Origin of the sequence: Kribbella sp. NPDC023855 (genome assembly GCF_040639475.1) — a bacterium.
Classification (GTDB): domain Bacteria; phylum Actinomycetota; class Actinomycetes; order Propionibacteriales; family Kribbellaceae; genus Kribbella.
In genome coordinates this window covers 79,356-95,281 of record NZ_JBFAAA010000004.1, presented here as the reverse complement: position 1 = coordinate 95,281, position 15,926 = coordinate 79,356, and the positions used below count along the sequence as shown (strand labels likewise).

Here is a 15,926-nt window from a genome sequence, read left to right as displayed (position 1 = left end):
AGCTGCCAGCAGCGGTGATTGTTCAGTTGTCTGTGTCGTGGAGCAGGCGGTCCCAGTCGATGCGGGCGCGGCCGGCCGCGCTGTCTCCGATGACGAATCGGCTGGGATCTCCCGCTGCTCTGGCTCCTGACGCCAGCCACGCTGCCATGCCGTGGGCACTGCGGCGTTCGATCTCGTCGAGATAAGCCCGGCGCTCGTCGACGATGCGCAACCGTTGCGCCGGCGTACTGGCCCTTTGCAGAGCCGAGAAGCTGGCCCGCCACGCCATGCACAGGGCGTCGTCGCTCAGCGATGCCGGTTCGACGTACGGCTCGGAGGGCCGGCTCTGCTCGGTCCAGGAAGAAGACACCGCCGCCGCGGCCCCTGACGAGGGCTCGTCAAGGGCCGGTTCGGTGGGCTGCGGTGAAGGGCTGGGGAGGTGGCCGTGTTCCCTGAGCCAGCGGAGACAAAAGGCGATCGCGTACGGCGACCCGCCGGCCGTGATCGCCAGCAGCAGGACCGTCGTCGGACCACCGACCATCACGCCGATACCGACGAAGGCCACCGTCCCGGCTCCTGCCAGAACCGAGCCCCTGGCGACTGTTTGCCGGCTTTCCCGCGGGAGCCGGGAGCCGTCGTCCGGGTCCAGCATGACCATGGCGACGACGCCGCCCGTCAGGGCCGCGGCCGCAAACAGCATGAGGACGATCGACACGGACCAGGTGAGGGCGACGACGGTGCCCAGGGCACCGAGGACACCACAGAAGAACAGCCAGAAGATTCGATAGATCCTCATGGCATCCACCATGGCCGCGGCGAGACGATGAAGGTACTGCAACGATCGGCGAACCTGGGGACGGCTTGTTGGCCGACGTCCGGCAAAGATGGCGCCTTCGGTGGACCGACCGTCGGCTAAGCGCGGGTCTCTGTGCCTGAGTGGATGTCCCGGGCAGGCCAGTCGAGGAGGCGTGCGCCGAGGACGGCGATGTGCAGCGTGAACCGCTGTGCTGGGTCGCCCGGGTCGTGTCCAGTCAGGGTTTTGATCTTGTCCAGCCGGTAGGTGACGGTACGGACCGACATGTTCAGGCGCCGAGCCGCCTCGGTGGCGACCTCGCCGGTCGCGAAGTACGCCTCGAGGGTCTGCAGCAGGGGCTCAGCGCCGCCGCGGGCCTGGGTGAGCGGTCCGAGGACGGCCTGGATGAGATCGGCGATAGCGGCTTGGTCGCGGATCAGAACCCGGTAAACGAGCATGTCCCGGGCATCGACCACGGGCGAGTCGAGTTGCAACCGCTCGGCCAGCGTCAGCGCCTCTCGTGCCTCCTCGTAGGAGCGGGCGATGCCGTAGGTGCCGGGATAGGCGCGGCCGGCGGCCACCCGCCAGACGCGGCCGGCCCGGTGCCGGATCAACGCGTCGTGGACGAGTTCCCCAACCTCTTTGTCAGCATCGCGGGCCGCCTTGGGGGTGGTTGCCGGGAGCAACATCACCAGAAGGCCTTCCTTGGTGGCCACCAGCACTTCACGGTCGCCGAACTGGTCGAGGATGAACCGTTCCAGCATGCCTGCTGTCGGGTCGCCGTCGGACAGCCCGTCAACCGGAGCGGCGAGGACCACCAGGTGGGGGCGGCCGAGGTCGAGCCCGAACGGTTCGGCGCGCTCCACCATCCGGGAGACGTCGGGGTCACCACGAAGCAAGTCGTCAACCAGTTCGCGCCGCAGTGACTCCTCCTGGCGGATCAGGTCCTTGCTCGCTGCCTGGTAGCTGTCGACGAGGACGGCGATCGCTTCGCCGACAGCGCGCAGTACCGCCTGGGCCGAGGCGCGGACTGTGTCGCGGTCGCGGTAGGGCACGACGTCGGGGAGGTCTCGCCACATCCGCCAGGCAGCGGACAGGTACAGATCGGCGACTCGGCCGGCGGGGATGCCCTGTTCCGCGGCGCGACGCCCGAGTTCGCGCACGATCGCCAGCTCGTGCTCGCCCGGGCGCCGCCCGGAGATGGCAGCGTCCGCGAGCAGGGTGAGGTATTCGACCAACAGCTCCAGCGGCGCCTGCGAATCCCCGGCGGCCGCCTGGGCGATGGCCGTCAGCCAGGCCTCGTCGGCATTGCTCGGAGCGCTGTCGCTAAGGCCTGGAAGGTCGACGAAGTCGCTCATCTCACTCCCTCCGCGGGGTTCGACGCAGGTGTGCGGTGCTGTCCCAGTAGAGCATCGTTGCCGAGCGTCGGCCATCAGGCCGGTCACAGGTTCGCCGATCGTTGCCGTACTCATTGCGTCACCCAGAGGGCAGAGTCGAAGCCGTCAGGGGCATTCAGAGCGAAGCGGAGCGGTGACATGACGAAGACAGCTGCGGTGAGGAACAGCGGCCGGCCTCCGGTCCTGGTCGGCGTCGATGGTTCGGTCTCGGCGCGGGGTGCGCTGGTCTGGGCCGCCGCAGCAGCATCGTCGCGGCGCTGCCCGCTGCGCATCGTTCACACCTTCAGCTGGCCGATCATCGGCAACGCGCTCGACCTGAGCTTTTCCGGCGAGATGACCAACGGGCTTCAGTCAGCGGCTGAGTGGGTGCTGGCCGAAGCCGAGGCGCACGCGCGCCACGTCGCCCCCGGTATCAGAATCAGTAGCGAGTTGTTCGTCGGCGGAGCTGCGCCGACGTTGCTGAGCCAGGCTCAGGGCGCCGCCCTGGTGGTCGTGGGAAGCCGTGGCCTCGGCGGCTTCCGCGGCCTGCTGGTGGGATCGGTGAGCGCCGCAGTAGCCGCACATGCGCCGTGCCCGGTGATCGTCATCCACCCACAGCGAGACGGTACGGCGTTTCCGACCGTTCCGTCCGGCCGGGTCGTGGTCGGCGTCGACGGTTCGGAGGTGTCGGGCGCGGCGATCCGGTTCGCCTTTCAGGAGGCGGCACGTCGCCGGGTCGGAGTCACTGCCGTGCACGCAGCAATGCCTGTCCGGCAGCCCTCTCTCGTCGTCCCGGCGGAGATCATCGAGCACCACCTGTTCACCGAAGCGATGGACAGCCAGCGAGCGCTCTTCCCCGGCATCGACCTGGAAGCAAAGGTCGTGCACGGTCATCAAGCACAGGCGCTGGTCGATGAATCCGAGGGCGCCGCACTGGTCGTGGTCGGTTCCCGGGGGCGCGGAGGCTTCGCCGGGATGTTGCTGGGCTCGGTGAGCCAGGCCGTGCTGCATCACGCTGCCTGCCCGGTCGCCGTGGTTCATCCGCAACAAACCAAGGTCATCAAACCCCTGCCGGCGAACTACCGCAGACTCCAACTCACGGCACCGAACCTCTCCACGGACCTGAAGGAGCTGTCATGACGTCCGCGTCGCAAGGCCTACCGGACAGCCTCGGCTTGAACTCCCAGCTTCTCGACCTGGACCCCTCAGAGACTCAGGAATGGCTGGAATCGCTGGACCAGGTGGTTGACCACGCGGGACGTAACCGGGCGCGGTACCTGATGCTGAGCGTGCTGCAGCGGGCCCGTGACCGGCGCGTGGGTGTGGCGAATCTGCGCAGTACCGACTATCTCAACACGATCGCCCCCGACGCCGAGCCGGTGTTCCCAGGCGATGAGCACATCGAGCGACGTATCCGTGCCTACAACCGCTGGAACGCGGCCGTCATGGTCCACCGCGCCCAGCGGCCAGGCATCGGCGTGGGCGGGCACATCTCCACCTATGCCTCCGCTGCGGCCCTCTACGAGGTCGGGTTCAACCACTTCTTCCGCGGCCACGATGCGCCCGGCGGAGGCGACCAGATCTACTTCCAGGGCCACGCCTCCCCCGGCATCTACGCACGCGCGTTCCTGGAAGGCCGGCTGACCAGTGATCAGCTGGATGGCTTCCGGCAGGAGTTCTCCCACGCAGGCCAAGGCGGCGGGTTGCCGTCGTACCCACACCCGCGGTTGATGCCGGACTTCTGGGAGTTCCCTACCGTCTCGATGGGGCTGGGTGCGATCAACGCGATCTACCAGGCCCGCTTCAACCGGTACCTGCACAATCGGGACCTCAAAGACACCAGCCGGCAGCGGGTCTGGGCGTTCCTCGGCGACGGCGAGATGGACGAACCCGAGTCGCTGGGCGCGATCGGCATCGCAGCCCGCGAGGAACTCGACAACCTGACCTTCGTCGTCAACTGCAACCTGCAGCGCCTCGACGGACCGGTCCGTGGCAACGGCAAGATCATCCAGGAGCTGGAGTCGTACTTCCGCGGTGCCGGCTGGAACGTCATCAAGGTGATCTGGGGCCGCGAATGGGACCCGCTGCTGGCCGCCGACACCGACGGCGCGCTGCTCAACCTGATGAACACCACACCGGACGGCGACTTCCAGACCTTCAAGGCCGAGTCCGGCGCGTTCGTCCGCGAGCACTTCTTCGGCCGCGACCCTCGCACCGCTGCCATGGTCGAGCACCTGTCCGACAACGAGATCTGGAACCTGAAACGCGGCGGTCACGACTACCGCAAGCTGTACGCCGCCTATCGAGCGGCAACCGAGCACCCAGGACAGCCGACGGTGATCTTGGCGCAGACCATCAAGGGATGGACGCTCGGATCCCACTTCGAAGGCCGCAACTCCACCCACCAGATGAAGAAGCTGACTCCCGAGGACCTCAAGGGATTCCGGGACCGGCTGTTCCTGGACATCCCCGACTCAGCCCTCGACGAGGTCAAGCCACCCTACTTCCGACCGCCGGAGGGTTCACCGGAACTCGAGTACCTGCACGAGCGGCGGCGCGCCCTGGGCGGCTACCTGCCCGCGCGCAGGGTCCGCAGCACGCCTCTTGCGCTGCCCGGCACGGCGGCGTACGAGATCGTCCGGCGCGGCTCCGGCCGGCAGAAGGTCGCCACCACGATGGCGTTCGTCAGGCTGCTCAAGGACCTGATGAAGGACCCACAGCTGGGTCACCGGTTCGTTCCGATCATCCCCGACGAAGCCCGCACCTTCGGGCTGGATTCGCTGTTCGCGTCCAAGAAGATCTACTCCCCGCACGGACAGAACTACCTGTCGGTCGACCGGGACCAGATGCTCAGCTACCAAGAAGACACCAGCGGTGTTCTCCTGCACGAAGGCATCACCGAGGCCGGCTCCGCGGCATCCTGGACGGCTGCCGGTACGTCGTACGCTACTCACGGCGAACCGATGATCCCGCTGTACATCTTCTACTCGATGTTCGGCTTCCAGCGCACCGGCGACCAACTCTGGGCCGCGGCAGACCAGCTGACCCGAGGATTCCTGCTCGGCGCCACGGCCGGCCGCACCACCTTGAACGGCGAAGGCCTGCAGCACCAAGACGGCCATTCGTTGCTGCTGGCATCGACCAACCCCGCATGCATCGCGTACGACGCCGCGTACGCGTTCGAGCTCGGCCACATCACCGCCGACGCACTGCGCCGGATGTACGGCGAACCGCGCCCCGGTGAGGACCAGAACGTCTTCTACTACCTCACCCTCTACAACGAACCGATCAGCCAGCCGGCCGAACCCGATGACGTCGACATCGCGGGGATCCTGACCGGGATGCACCGCTACTCCCCAGCCCCGGCCGGCGACGGTCCGAAGGCGCAGATCCTTGCCTCGGGCATCGCGATGCCCTGGGCACTGGAGGCACAACGCCTCCTCCAAGCAGACTGGGGAGTCCTCGCCGACGTGTGGTCGGTGACGTCATGGACCCAACTACGCCGTGACGCGCTCGCCGCCGACGAATGGAACCAGACCCACCCAGACCAGCCTCCCCGAATCCCGTACGTCACAAGGCGACTAGGAGAAACCGCGGGCCCAGTCCTGGCCGTCTCGGACTGGATGCGCGCAGTACCCGACCAGATCGCACCGTTCGTCCACCGGCCCTGGACCTCCCTGGGAACCGACGGCTTCGGCCACTCCGATACCCGCACCGCACTGCGCCGTCACTTCGGAATCGATCCGCAATCAATCGTCCAGCGCACGCTGCAGCAGCTGGCCGAGTGCGGCGAGCTGGACGAATCAATACCGCGGTTGGCCAGAACGACCTACCCAGCTCGGCAGGATCCGCATGTTGCCGATCACCGGCAACCGCAAGGGATCTAAGTCAGCCGACCAGTACCAGTGCCAGTCCGTGGCCGTCGGGCGAGCATTGAAGTACATCGACGAGACCGCGACGACGTCTCAACGGAGGAGAAATGATCATCTTTTATCTTCTGGTCCTGGCGTTCGTGGTGGGTCTGATCGGATCGGCCGCGTGCTTCCGTGTGGTCAGGCAGTTCGAACGCGGTGTCGTCTTCCGGTTCGGCCGGGTGCGGCCGGTGATCCGGAAGCCGGGGCTTGCCGTGCTGGTGCCGATCGCTGATCGGATGCACAAGGTCAACATGCAGATCATCACGATGCCGGTTCCCGCACAGGACGGCATCACCCGCGACAACGTGACGGTCCGCGTCGACGCGGTCGTCTACTTCAACGTCGTCGACCCGGTCCGGGCGGCCGTCGACGTCGAGGACTACGTCTCGGCCATCGGCCAGGTCGCCCAAACCTCGCTGCGCTCGATCATCGGCAAGAGCGACCTGGACGACCTGCTGTCCAACCGCGAACGCCTCAATCAGGGCATGGCGCTGATGATCGACAGCCCGGCGCTGGACTGGGGCGTCCACATCGACCGGGTCGAGATCAAGGACGTTGCCTTGCCCGAGACGATGAAGCGGTCGATGTCACGCCAGGCCGAGGCCGAACGGGAACGCCGCGCTCGCATCATCACCGCGGACGGCGAACTTCAGGCCTCGGAGAAACTGGGCCAAGCCGCCGAGGTGATGTCCGAACACCCAGCAGCCCTGCAGTTGCGGCTGCTGCAGACCGTCGTCGAAGTCGCCGCCGAGAAGAACTCCACCCTGGTACTGCCCTTCCCGGTCGAACTACTCCGATTCCTGGAACGATCGACACCGCCGGAGTCCGCGAAGGCGACCAGTGCCGATCAAGCGGCGCCGGCGCCGAGTCCAGCCCCGGCCGCGGGGAACGGCTCGCCGGCGTCCGGAACTTCACCGATCCGCGAGATCGCGCAGTCCCTGCGTGCCAACGGACAGATCTCACTCGACTCGTTGACGACATCCTCCGCGGTGACCGCAAAACCAACCGCACTGCCGGTTCCCGAAACGGCCGGGTCGGCACAACCTCAGTGGGGCGGACTCCCCGCCGGTTGTGCCGACCCGGCGTGGCAACCGTAGTAGGCGAGATCGCGCAACTACGGACACTGGAGTTGCGGCAGGCTGCCCTTCGGGGAGGCGAAGATGGGCGAGATCTGGACGATCGGGCACTGGACGTGCCCGGAAGCGACGTTCATCGCCCGACTGGACACGTGGTCGATCGATCTCCTGGTGGACGTCCGGGCTCATCCCGGCTCGCGCAGGAGCCCGCAGTACAAGCAGGAAGCGATGCGCGAGTGGTTGGAGCGCGCCGGTATCAGCTATCAGTACCTCGAAGAGCTCGGCGGCCGTCGGCCGAAGCAGGACGTCGACCCGACCGCCAACGCCGGCTGGCAGAACACAAGCTTCAAGAACTACGCCGACTACACCTTGCTTCCGGCGTATGAGCACGGTATCTCCCGCTTGACGGAGCTCGCAGCCGACAGCCGGGTCGCCATCATGTGCGGGGAACCGATGCCCTGGCGCTGTCACCGGCTGCTGATCGCCAACACCCTCACCGCCCGCGGCTGGACGGTACGGCACATCGTCGGCGCCGGTGAACCACGGGTTCACGAACTGGGTAAGTGGGGCGCCAGGACGCGGATCAGCGCAGACGGGCGGCTGACGTATCCCGGCGCTTGCTGATCTGCAGACCGGGACGGCGGCGGTGGACGGTCAGGTAGGACAGGCCGTTGTTGCCGGCGGTGATGTTGCGGGTCGAGCCGTGGGGCAACCAGACGATGTTGCCGTCGGCAAGTGTCAGCTCGCCGTCGGGTGTACCGGCGGTGCCGCCACCCGCGACGACGATGAGTACGACATCAAGATCGGGCTCGGTGTGGGTGTCCACGCGCTGCCCGGCCGGTAGATGGACGAGATTCGCGTCAAGCTGGCGACCCGGTTCGGCGAGCGTCCACCGAGCGCCCGACGGCACCGTCGAATCGTCGACGAGTTCGTGTACGTCGGCCAGCACCCGCAGCGCCGGGTGCTCGGGCCGGGCGCCGGCTGCCGCCGCCTCGTCAGGCATCAGCGGTGACCCTGCCGATACGGACTCGCCATTCCTCGGGACCCGCCTGCAGATAGTCCCAGCTGAACGCGCCGGCGTAGATGGCCTCGAACTCCCGGCGCAACGGTTTGGGGTCGTGGCTGTGGACCAGGATGAACGCCTCTCCCGGGGCCAGCCGGGCGTACCGGGCGAAGACCCGTGGATGGCGCCCGCCGCGCGCGACTCGTCGTACGTCGATGACCGTCGGCTGCTCGATCTGTCCCCTGGCGAGGTGGGCTCGCATATCGGCGGCCAGCAGCGACGGATCCACGCCGGGCAGGCCGGCGAGGGCGGGCAGCAACACCGACCCCTCGATCTGGAGGTGAAGACTCAAGGCCGCTGCGACCAGTACGCCGAGCCTCGCCGCGTCGATCGGCTCGGCGGCAACGAGTTCGTCGATCAGTGCATTGAGCGCTGCGGCTCCGATGCGGAGAGCGTCGACCAGGAGCCGGGTCTCGTCGTCCTCGGAGGCGGGCGCGTACAGGTTCTGGTCCGCGATGACGAGGTAGCGGCGCACCTCATTGAGGCAGAAGTCCACCAGCTCGGCTGACCGCGGCTCGGGGCCCTCGCCCACTTGCTGTGGGGCGGTCAACGCCACAAGTCCGGACCGCAGCCGCCGGTGGGCCTCGGCCACCACATCTCGAGCGATGACGTCGGGATCAGTCTCGGTCGCCTGGATGAAGATGTCCGAAGCCGCCATGCCGCACTCTCCTCACGTCACCATTTTCAATGATTATTACATGTGATATTTGTAGTAATTACAAGTACCTGCTGGGAGGAGTGGTTGTGACCTCTGTGATCGCGTTACCGTGCGTCGACCTCACGGACCGCGCCACCCTGCGAACGCGAGCTGGTCGCCATGACCAGGACTGACCAGACGGCCGGCGAGCAGCCAAGACGGCAGGCGCTGCTCGAAGTACTGCGAACCTCCGACACCCCGCTGGGTGTCACCCAGCTCGCCGATCGGCTCAGGATCCACCCCAACACGGTGCGCTTCCACCTCGACGCGCTGGTGAGGGACGCCCTGATCGACCGCCGGCTCGAGCAGCCAACTGGGCCCGGCCGGCCTCGGACCGTGTACACACCACATCCCGGGATGGACCGAGGCGGCCAGCGCCAGTACCACCTGCTGGCCAAGATCCTGCTCGGCCAGTTGTCCACGGACCCCGATGCGGGTGGCGCAGCCGAAGCCGCCGGACGCACCTGGGGTGGCCATCTGGTCGACCAGGTCGCACCGACCCGTCAGCCCGGCGTCGCCGAGGCCACCCACCGGTTGACCGCGATGATGACCGACCTCGGGTTCGCCCCCGAACCCGAGGGCGACCCGGCCGAGCGCATCAGACTGCGACACTGCCCCTTCCTGGAACTCGCGGAGGAATACTCGTCCACCCTGTGTCCGCTACACCTCGGGCTGATGCGAGGTGCACTCACGGCAATCCGCGCACCCATCACAGCAACCAGCCTCGAGCCCTTCGCAGAACGCGACGCCTGCATCGCCCACCTCTCCCCCACCCGCGCCCATCCACCCCAGACCGCCAACAGGAGCGCCTGATGCACCTCACCAGGATCGGTACCACGCCACGGCGCCGGGCACCCATCCCCGGAGGACCGGCGATGGAAGTCCTCGTGAGGCAAGATCGCAAGCAATCGCGCGTGATCCAGAAGGAGCACCTGTGAACGCCGTACCAGCTGCCCTGGCAACCGCCGTTGTCTTCATCTGGCTTGGCATGGTGCTTGGGATTTCGTTCCTGGAGGCGCCGCTCAAGTTTCGAGCTCCTGGTGTCGACCTGCGCGTTGGGCTCGGGATCGGTCGGATCGTCTTTCGGGCACTCAACCTCGTCGAGATCGGCTGGGCGCTGGTCGTGCTCGTGGCAGTCGTCGTGGGAGAGCCGACTGGATCGGTGGCGGCTCTCACGGCGGTTGCGCTGGTCATCTTGGCTGGGCAGCTCGTTGTCGTTCGCCTGCGACTCAATCGGCGTACCGACCGCGTTCTCGCTGGTGAGGACCTGCCTCGATCGACCATGCACCTGTACTACATCGGTCTCGAGGCGGCCAAGGTGCTGGTCCTGGCGGCGCTCGGGATCTGTCTTCTCGTTGCAGGCTGACTCCTCGGGCGCCGTCCAGGCTCCAACGAGGTGGCGCTAGGAGCTGTGGCGGGCGGGGGCGTACTGGACCGCGAGGCGGGAGAGGGCTACCGCGGCGATCAGGAGGCCGAAGTCGCGGAGGGCTACGTCGTAGAAGCCGGACAGGGTGAGCAGGTTGAGGATGATGCCGGCGAGCCAGGCGGCGACGAGGAGCGCGCCGTACCGCGGGATCACGGCGACCGCGACGCCGGCGACGATCTCGATCACTCCGACGGCGTACATCGCGTCCTGCCCGGAGCCGGGGACGAGGTCGTTGATCCACGGGGCCAGGTAGCCGGGCCACTCGGTGAGCAGGTTGGTGAACTTGTCCAGGCCGAACGCGATCGGTGCCACCGTGAACACCGTTCGCAAGACCAGGAAAGCCTGGTACGCCGGGTCGGACAGCGCCGCTCGGCCTGTAGTGCGCTTGCTCGGCATCTCGGTTGTCATGGCTCCCACTCCTTCTAAAGTAGATATGTTTCGACTTTAGAAGCCGGGCCAGGTTTTAGTCAATGGGAGTTAGCTTTAGACTGCTGCCGTGGACCCCAGCAGGGAAGCGCGGATCTTGGCGGTCGCCTCGTTGGACGAACCGACGCGGCGGCGGCTCTACGACCACGTCGTACGGCAACCTGCCGCGGTGACCCGGGAGGAAGCGGCCAAGGCGTTGGGCGTGCCGCGCGCTACCGCGGCGTTCCACCTCGACCGGCTCGCCGACGAGGGGCTGCTGGACGTCATCTACGAGCGCCGTACCGGCCGCACCGGCCCCGGCGCCGGGCGGCCGTCCAAGCTGTACCGCCGCTCCGAGCAACACGTGGACGTATCCCTCCCGGAACACCGCTACGACCTGGCCGGCCGGCTACTCGCCGCAGCGATCGAAGACGCCGAAACCACCGGAGAGTCCCCGCGCGAAGCGCTTGACCGGCACGCCCGCCAACTCGGCACCGAACTCGCAGCGACAGCACAAGCCAATGGCACCACGGAAGCCAGTACCGCGGCAGCCGGTACTACGGAAGCCGGGACCGTCATGCGCATCCTCGAGGCGCAAGGCTTCGAACCCCGCGCCGACGAGGACGCGATAGTCCTGGGCAACTGCCCGTTCCACACCCTCGCAAAGCAGCACACCGACCTGGTCTGCCAGATGAATCTGTGCCTGATCGGCGGCCTGCTCTCCGGCCTCGGCACCAAACTCCAGGCCCACCTCAAACCCCACCCCGGCCACTGCTGCGTCCGCCTCGAACCAGCCCGGCCGTAACCCTCGACTCCAGGCGGCGCGAAGTCTCTCGTACCCCGCGCAGGTCGGTGGCGATCAGGTAGAACCGGCCGCCTTCGGAGAACGCACGATGTGCGGATCGCCGACGCCGCCTTCACCCAGGGCGGAGTACAGGATCGGCTTGCCGCCGTTGAGGTCATCGAAGTGCAGCGGGTCGTTGCCTAAATCGACTCGCGCTTGAATGCACATAGAGGCAACCGGCGTAGTTCATAGGGCTTGCAGGCGGAGGACGCGGGCTGAGGGGGCGGGGGTGTTGGCGGTGACGGCAAGGCCGTCGTCTGTCCAGGTGTAGGTCCAGTCGCCGAGGTCTTCAGGGAAGTGCGGAGTGATCTTCGAGCGCGGGATCGGCAGGGTGATGGTCGACGGCCCGGCGGTGCGGTGCCAGAGAGTCAGGTAGGAGATGTCTGCGCCGTTGAGAGCAAGGGCGACCCAGTCGTCGGTCCACCTCGGGAGTCCCAGCGGCCAGGCAGGGACGAGCGTGTCCAGATCAGCGAGTACGGCGCGATGAGCGGCGAGTGCGGAGCGAACCAACTCCAGTTCCGTCGGTGTCATCTTGTTGAGGTGACCCGAGAGGTAGAGGCGTCCGGGGATGCCGTTGACGAGTGCGAAGGTGAACTCCTCGCGCGTCGAACCGGCGATCGGATAAGCCCAGTTGCCGGCCTGTTCCGGGAGTACGGCGGCCGGCGCGGCCGCGGCGATCGTTGCGTAGAGCAACGGGTGCTCCTGGTCCGAGGTCGACTGCAGAGGGAGGCGGGACAGCATGCCGTAGTCCATTCGCATCGCACCCGAGGCGCAGTTCTCGACCAGCAGGTCCGGATGGCGCTCGTGGATACCGTCCAGCCAGCTCAGCAGTGCGCGGTTGTGCTCCAGCAGCCCATGCCCGAGCGACGTCCCGTCCTTGTCGGTACCGGGCCCGGTCATGGTGTTGTTGTCGAACTTGAAGAAGCCCACGCCGAACTCGTCGACCAGCCGGTCGATCGTGGCGTCGAGATGCTTGCGGGCAGCAACATTCCGCAGATCGAGCAGGTAGCGACCGCTCTCGATGACTCGCCGGCCGCGACGGGTCAGGAACGCGTCGTCAGGCAGTTCGCCGGCGATCGGTGACCGGACCCCGATGACCTCGGGTTCCAGCCAGAGTCCGGGCACCATGCCGTGCTGATGGATCCGCTCGATCACTTCACCGAGACCCTGAGGGAACCTGGTCGTCGACGGTTGCCAGGCGCCTACTGTGTTCCACCAGTCACCTTCGGCGTACCAACCGGCGTCGATACAGAAGTAGTCCGCCCCGACCCCGGCCGCGGCATCGATCAGCGGCAGCAGCTTGTCCGTGGTCGGATCACCCAGCAGCGTGTTCATGAAGTCGTTGAAGACGACCGGCATCCGGTCGTCGATCGGGCGCCGGTGACGGATCGCGCGGCGCTGACGGGTGAGCGCCGCGAACACACTGTCGACGTCGGTTCCGACGACCAGCGAAACCGGGACCGTCGTGAACGGCCTGCCGGCCGTCACCTCGACGCTCCACTGGTGCTCCTGGTCATTCGGCCCACTCAGCAGGAGATAGCCGCCGCGCCGGTTCTCACCGAGCTCGTAGTGCCACGGTCCGTTGTGCTCGATCTGCCAGCCCAGCGCGTACGGCGTACTGCGGTCGACCAGAACGCCGATCGGCAGTCGTTCGCCGCTGGACCAGGAGTTCGTGCTGGTCATCGCGACCCGGCTGTGGGCGACGTGGTGGTGGGACTCGGTGACGATGTCGGCTAGCGCATCCCGGAGTACGCGCTTCGACCACCGGTTCTCAGCCATCCAGCTGTTGACCGCGGAGTACAGTTCGGCGTCGATCGAGGCGAGGCCGACCGCAAGGGACGACAGGAAGGTGAGTTCCAGCGAGCCCGGCCCGATCATCGAGGCTTCGGTCCAGGCGCGGACGCCGGCTCCCGCTTCGAAGACGCTGGTGACGCGGAGACCCGTGGCCGGCTCCTCCTGGACGATGCGCAGCGTGGTCTCGGTCTCGTCGTGCCGGACGTACCGCAACTGCTGTCCGAGGACCGTGCTGGCCTGACGATGCCTGGAATGACCGTGCCCGACGGCAGCGACCTCGACCAAGGGCTGGCTCGGATCAGGCTCGTCACCGCTCGGCTGTGCGGCCTCGCGGACCGCGATCAGTCGGACCGGACCGTCGTCGAGGGCGAAGGTCAGCGTCAGTTCCGGCGTACTCCAGCGCAGCAAATCGGTCATAGGTCCTCAGTTCGTCAAGGGCGGTGCTCGAGGAGGTAGTCCTCGACGGTGAACAGGTGCGCGGCCATCCGGTTCCGGGCGCGATCGGGGTCGTGGCTGCGGAGCGCCGCGAGGATCGAGAGGTGTTCGCGGTGCGCGGTCTCGTCGGCGCCGGGCTCGGCGATGGAGCGACGCAGCCGGTCCCGCATCGTGCGTCCGCCGAGCGCGTCGATCAGCGCGGACAGCACCGGGTTGCCGGCCGCGTCGGCGATGATCCGGTGGAAGGCGATGTCGTTCTCGATGACGGCCTCGTGATCGGGTTCCGGCAGCGCGAGCTGGGCCTCGTTGCGGCGCAGCAGCTCCTCCGCCGCGGCCAGCTTGTCGGCGGCGATGTCGCGCGCTGCCAGCGCCGCACCCTCGGTCTCCAGGATCCGCCGTACGACGTGCAGGTGGTGGGTGCCGGTGCCGTCCTGCAGGTCCACGACGAAACCCATCGGGGCGAGCAGCATGGACGGGTCGAGCTTGGTGACGTAGGTGCCGTCGCCCTGCCGGGTCTCGAGCACGCCCATGATCGACAGCGCCCGGACGCCCTCGCGCAGTGGGTTCCGGGAGACCCCTAGCGCCACGGCGAGGTCCTTCTCGATCGGCAGCCGGTCCCCCGGTTTGAGCCGGCCGTCGATGATCATCTGCCGGATGCTCTGCACCACCACGTCGGTCTGGGACGCGCCGGCGGGCCGTGGCTGCACGGCGGCCTTCGCCGGGCTCATGACTGCTCACCGGCGGTGCGGGCCGCCCAGTAGCTGCCATCCGGAAAGCTGTAGGTCTCTAGCGACTCCCTGTACATCTCGGCACTGTAGCCGCGCGCCTGTGGCAACACGTACGCCCCGTTCCGGACGGCGCACGGATCCACGAAGTGTTCGTGCAGGTGATCGACGTACTCCGTGACCCGGCGATCGAGATTGGCGGAGACGGCCACGTAGTCGAAGATCGCCAGGTGCTGGACGAGCTCGCACAGCCCGACACCGCCGGCATGAGGACAGACCGGTACGTCGAACCACGCGGCGAGCAGGTAGACAGCGAGTACTTCGTTGACACTGCCGAGGCGGGCCGCGTCGAGTTGGCAGTAGTCGAGCGCGCCGGCCTGGAACATCTGCTTGAAGAGCACCCGGTTCATGCCGTGCTCACCGGAGGCGACCCCGATCGGCGCCACCGCCTTGCGGATCGCCGCATGACCGAGGATGTCGTCCGGACTGGTCGGCTCCTCGATCCACAGCGGCTCGAACTCGGCCAGCGCCTTGACCCACTCGATCGCCTCCGGCACCTCCCAGACCTGGTTCGCGTCGATCATCAGGTTTCCGCCTGGACCGAGCACCTCCCGGGCGATCCGGCAGCGCCGGATGTCGTCGTCGAGGTCCGCACCGACCTTGAGCTTGACGTGCCGGTAGCCGGCGGCAACGGCTTCCTCGCAAAGCCTGCGCAGCTTGGCATCGGAGTACCCGAGCCAGCCGGCCGACGTCGTGTAGCAGGGGTAGCCGGACGCCTCCAGCTCGGCGATTCGTTGCTCACGGCCACTTTCGCGGGATCTGAGCAGCGTCACCGCCTGCTCCGCGGTGAGGACGTCGCTCAGGTACCGCAGGTCGGCCGCCGCGACCAGCTTTTCGGGTGACATCTCGGACAGCAGTCGCCACAGTGGTACGCCGGCCCGGCGGGCGGCCAGGTCCCACACCGCGTTCATCACCGCGGCCAGCGCAAGGTGGATCACACCCTTGTCCGGCCCGAGCCAGCGCAACTGGGTGTCCGACTGCAACTCCCGGTAGACGGCACCGAGATCGTCGCAGAGCGCGTCGACGTCGCGCCCCAGCAGCGGCTCGGCGCGCTGGGAGGCCGCCATGACGCACAGGTCGTTGCCACGACCGATCGTGAACGTGAAGCCGTGACCGGACAGCCCTGCCTCGTCGGTGTGCAGCACGACGTAGGCCGCCGAGTAGTCACCGTCCTTGTTCATCGCGTCCGACCCGTCGCGCGTGAGCGACGTCGGGAAGCGGACGTCGACAACCTCCACCGACGTGATGCGTGGCATGGCGGGCCCCTGTTCGCGATAGATGGGATGTTTCTCCGGGATTAATGGCGTTCAGTATGGACCAAGCCGAACGCCAGCGCTAC

General features: G+C 67.3%; 16 protein-coding genes. 7 read left to right on the top strand and 9 right to left on the bottom strand.

Annotation, left to right across the window (positions count from 1 at the left end):
* Window positions 1-22 precede the first annotated feature (22 nt).
* Together AB0F51_RS15775 and AB0F51_RS15770 are read right to left on the bottom strand one after the other, a co-directional pair.
* The gene (locus AB0F51_RS15775) at window positions 23-775 is read right to left on the bottom strand and encodes a hypothetical protein (RefSeq protein ID WP_360280000.1); all 753 of its coding nucleotides are present in this window, start codon (window positions 773-775) and stop codon (window positions 23-25) included.
* Window positions 776-891: 116 nt separating this feature from the next.
* The gene (locus tag AB0F51_RS15770; RefSeq protein WP_360279997.1) at window positions 892-2,130 is read right to left on the bottom strand and encodes a helix-turn-helix domain-containing protein; all 1,239 of its coding nucleotides are present in this window, start codon (window positions 2,128-2,130) and stop codon (window positions 892-894) included.
* 177 nt (window positions 2,131-2,307) lie between these two features.
* On the opposite strand from AB0F51_RS15770, the gene AB0F51_RS15765 reads away from it, so the two are divergent.
* The 4 genes from AB0F51_RS15765 (at window position 2,308) to AB0F51_RS15750 (ending at window position 7,762) form a co-directional block, all read left to right on the top strand.
* The gene (locus tag AB0F51_RS15765) at window positions 2,308-3,288 is read left to right on the top strand and encodes a universal stress protein (RefSeq protein WP_360279994.1); all 981 of its coding nucleotides are present in this window, start codon (window positions 2,308-2,310) and stop codon (window positions 3,286-3,288) included.
* The gene (gene aceE, locus AB0F51_RS15760; RefSeq protein ID WP_360279991.1) at window positions 3,285-6,035 is read left to right on the top strand and encodes a pyruvate dehydrogenase (acetyl-transferring), homodimeric type; all 2,751 of its coding nucleotides are present in this window, start codon (window positions 3,285-3,287) and stop codon (window positions 6,033-6,035) included. The genes AB0F51_RS15765 and aceE overlap by 4 nt, the downstream gene beginning before the upstream one ends.
* A 92-nt stretch (window positions 6,036-6,127) precedes the next feature.
* On the top strand, window positions 6,128-7,159 hold the full coding sequence (locus AB0F51_RS15755) for a slipin family protein (protein ID WP_360279988.1): 1,032 nt from the start codon (window positions 6,128-6,130) through the stop codon (window positions 7,157-7,159).
* Window positions 7,160-7,222: 63 nt separating this feature from the next.
* Window positions 7,223-7,762, top strand: a complete 540-nt coding sequence (locus AB0F51_RS15750) for a DUF488 domain-containing protein (RefSeq protein WP_360279985.1) — start codon at window positions 7,223-7,225, stop codon at window positions 7,760-7,762.
* Here the strand turns inward: AB0F51_RS15750 and AB0F51_RS15745 are convergent.
* Window positions 7,722-8,141, bottom strand: coding sequence for a hypothetical protein (locus tag AB0F51_RS15745; protein WP_360279982.1), 420 nt, complete (start codon window positions 8,139-8,141; stop codon window positions 7,722-7,724). The two genes, AB0F51_RS15750 and AB0F51_RS15745, sit on opposite strands and share 41 nt — an antisense overlap.
* A complete protein-coding gene (locus AB0F51_RS15740; RefSeq protein WP_360279979.1) occupies window positions 8,134-8,859 on the bottom strand; it encodes a DUF2249 domain-containing protein in 726 nt (241 codons plus the stop codon). The genes AB0F51_RS15745 and AB0F51_RS15740 overlap by 8 nt, the downstream gene beginning before the upstream one ends.
* A 159-nt stretch (window positions 8,860-9,018) precedes the next feature.
* Between AB0F51_RS15740 and AB0F51_RS15735 the strand changes: the two genes are divergently transcribed.
* The gene (locus tag AB0F51_RS15735; RefSeq protein WP_360279977.1) at window positions 9,019-9,711 is read left to right on the top strand and encodes a helix-turn-helix domain-containing protein; all 693 of its coding nucleotides are present in this window, start codon (window positions 9,019-9,021) and stop codon (window positions 9,709-9,711) included.
* A gap of 121 nt (window positions 9,712-9,832) precedes the next feature.
* A complete protein-coding gene (locus AB0F51_RS15730) occupies window positions 9,833-10,264 on the top strand; it encodes a hypothetical protein (RefSeq protein ID WP_360279975.1) in 432 nt (143 codons plus the stop codon).
* Between the two features lie 36 nt (window positions 10,265-10,300).
* Here the strand turns inward: AB0F51_RS15730 and AB0F51_RS15725 are convergent, their stop codons facing one another.
* Window positions 10,301-10,732 carry a DoxX family membrane protein gene (locus AB0F51_RS15725; protein ID WP_360279972.1) on the bottom strand — a complete coding sequence of 144 codons (432 nt, stop codon included), beginning with the start codon at window positions 10,730-10,732 and terminating at the stop codon, window positions 10,301-10,303.
* An 88-nt stretch (window positions 10,733-10,820) separates the two neighbouring features.
* On the opposite strand from AB0F51_RS15725, the gene AB0F51_RS15720 reads away from it, so the two are divergent.
* Window positions 10,821-11,534, top strand: coding sequence for a helix-turn-helix domain-containing protein (locus tag AB0F51_RS15720; RefSeq protein WP_360279969.1), 714 nt, complete (start codon window positions 10,821-10,823; stop codon window positions 11,532-11,534).
* Window positions 11,535-11,588: 54 nt separating this feature from the next.
* On the opposite strand, the gene AB0F51_RS15715 is transcribed toward AB0F51_RS15720, so the two are convergent.
* Genes AB0F51_RS15715 through AB0F51_RS15700 form a run of 4 tightly spaced genes read right to left on the bottom strand, consistent with a single transcriptional unit; the run spans window position 11,589 to window position 15,843 of the window.
* Window positions 11,589-11,741 (bottom strand): hypothetical protein, encoded by a 153-nt coding sequence (locus AB0F51_RS15715; RefSeq protein WP_360279966.1) that lies wholly within the window; start codon window positions 11,739-11,741, stop codon window positions 11,589-11,591.
* 18 nt (window positions 11,742-11,759) lie between these two features.
* Window positions 11,760-13,784, bottom strand: coding sequence for a glycoside hydrolase family 36 protein (locus AB0F51_RS15710; RefSeq protein WP_360279964.1), 2,025 nt, complete (start codon window positions 13,782-13,784; stop codon window positions 11,760-11,762).
* A 14-nt stretch (window positions 13,785-13,798) separates the two neighbouring features.
* Entirely contained in the window at window positions 13,799-14,530 is a 732-nt protein-coding gene (locus AB0F51_RS15705; protein ID WP_360279961.1) for a FadR/GntR family transcriptional regulator, read from the bottom strand.
* Window positions 14,527-15,843, bottom strand: coding sequence for an L-fuconate dehydratase (locus tag AB0F51_RS15700; protein ID WP_360279958.1), 1,317 nt, complete (start codon window positions 15,841-15,843; stop codon window positions 14,527-14,529). Before AB0F51_RS15700 ends, AB0F51_RS15705 begins: the two co-directional genes overlap by 4 nt.
* Window positions 15,844-15,926: the final 83 nt, after the last annotated feature.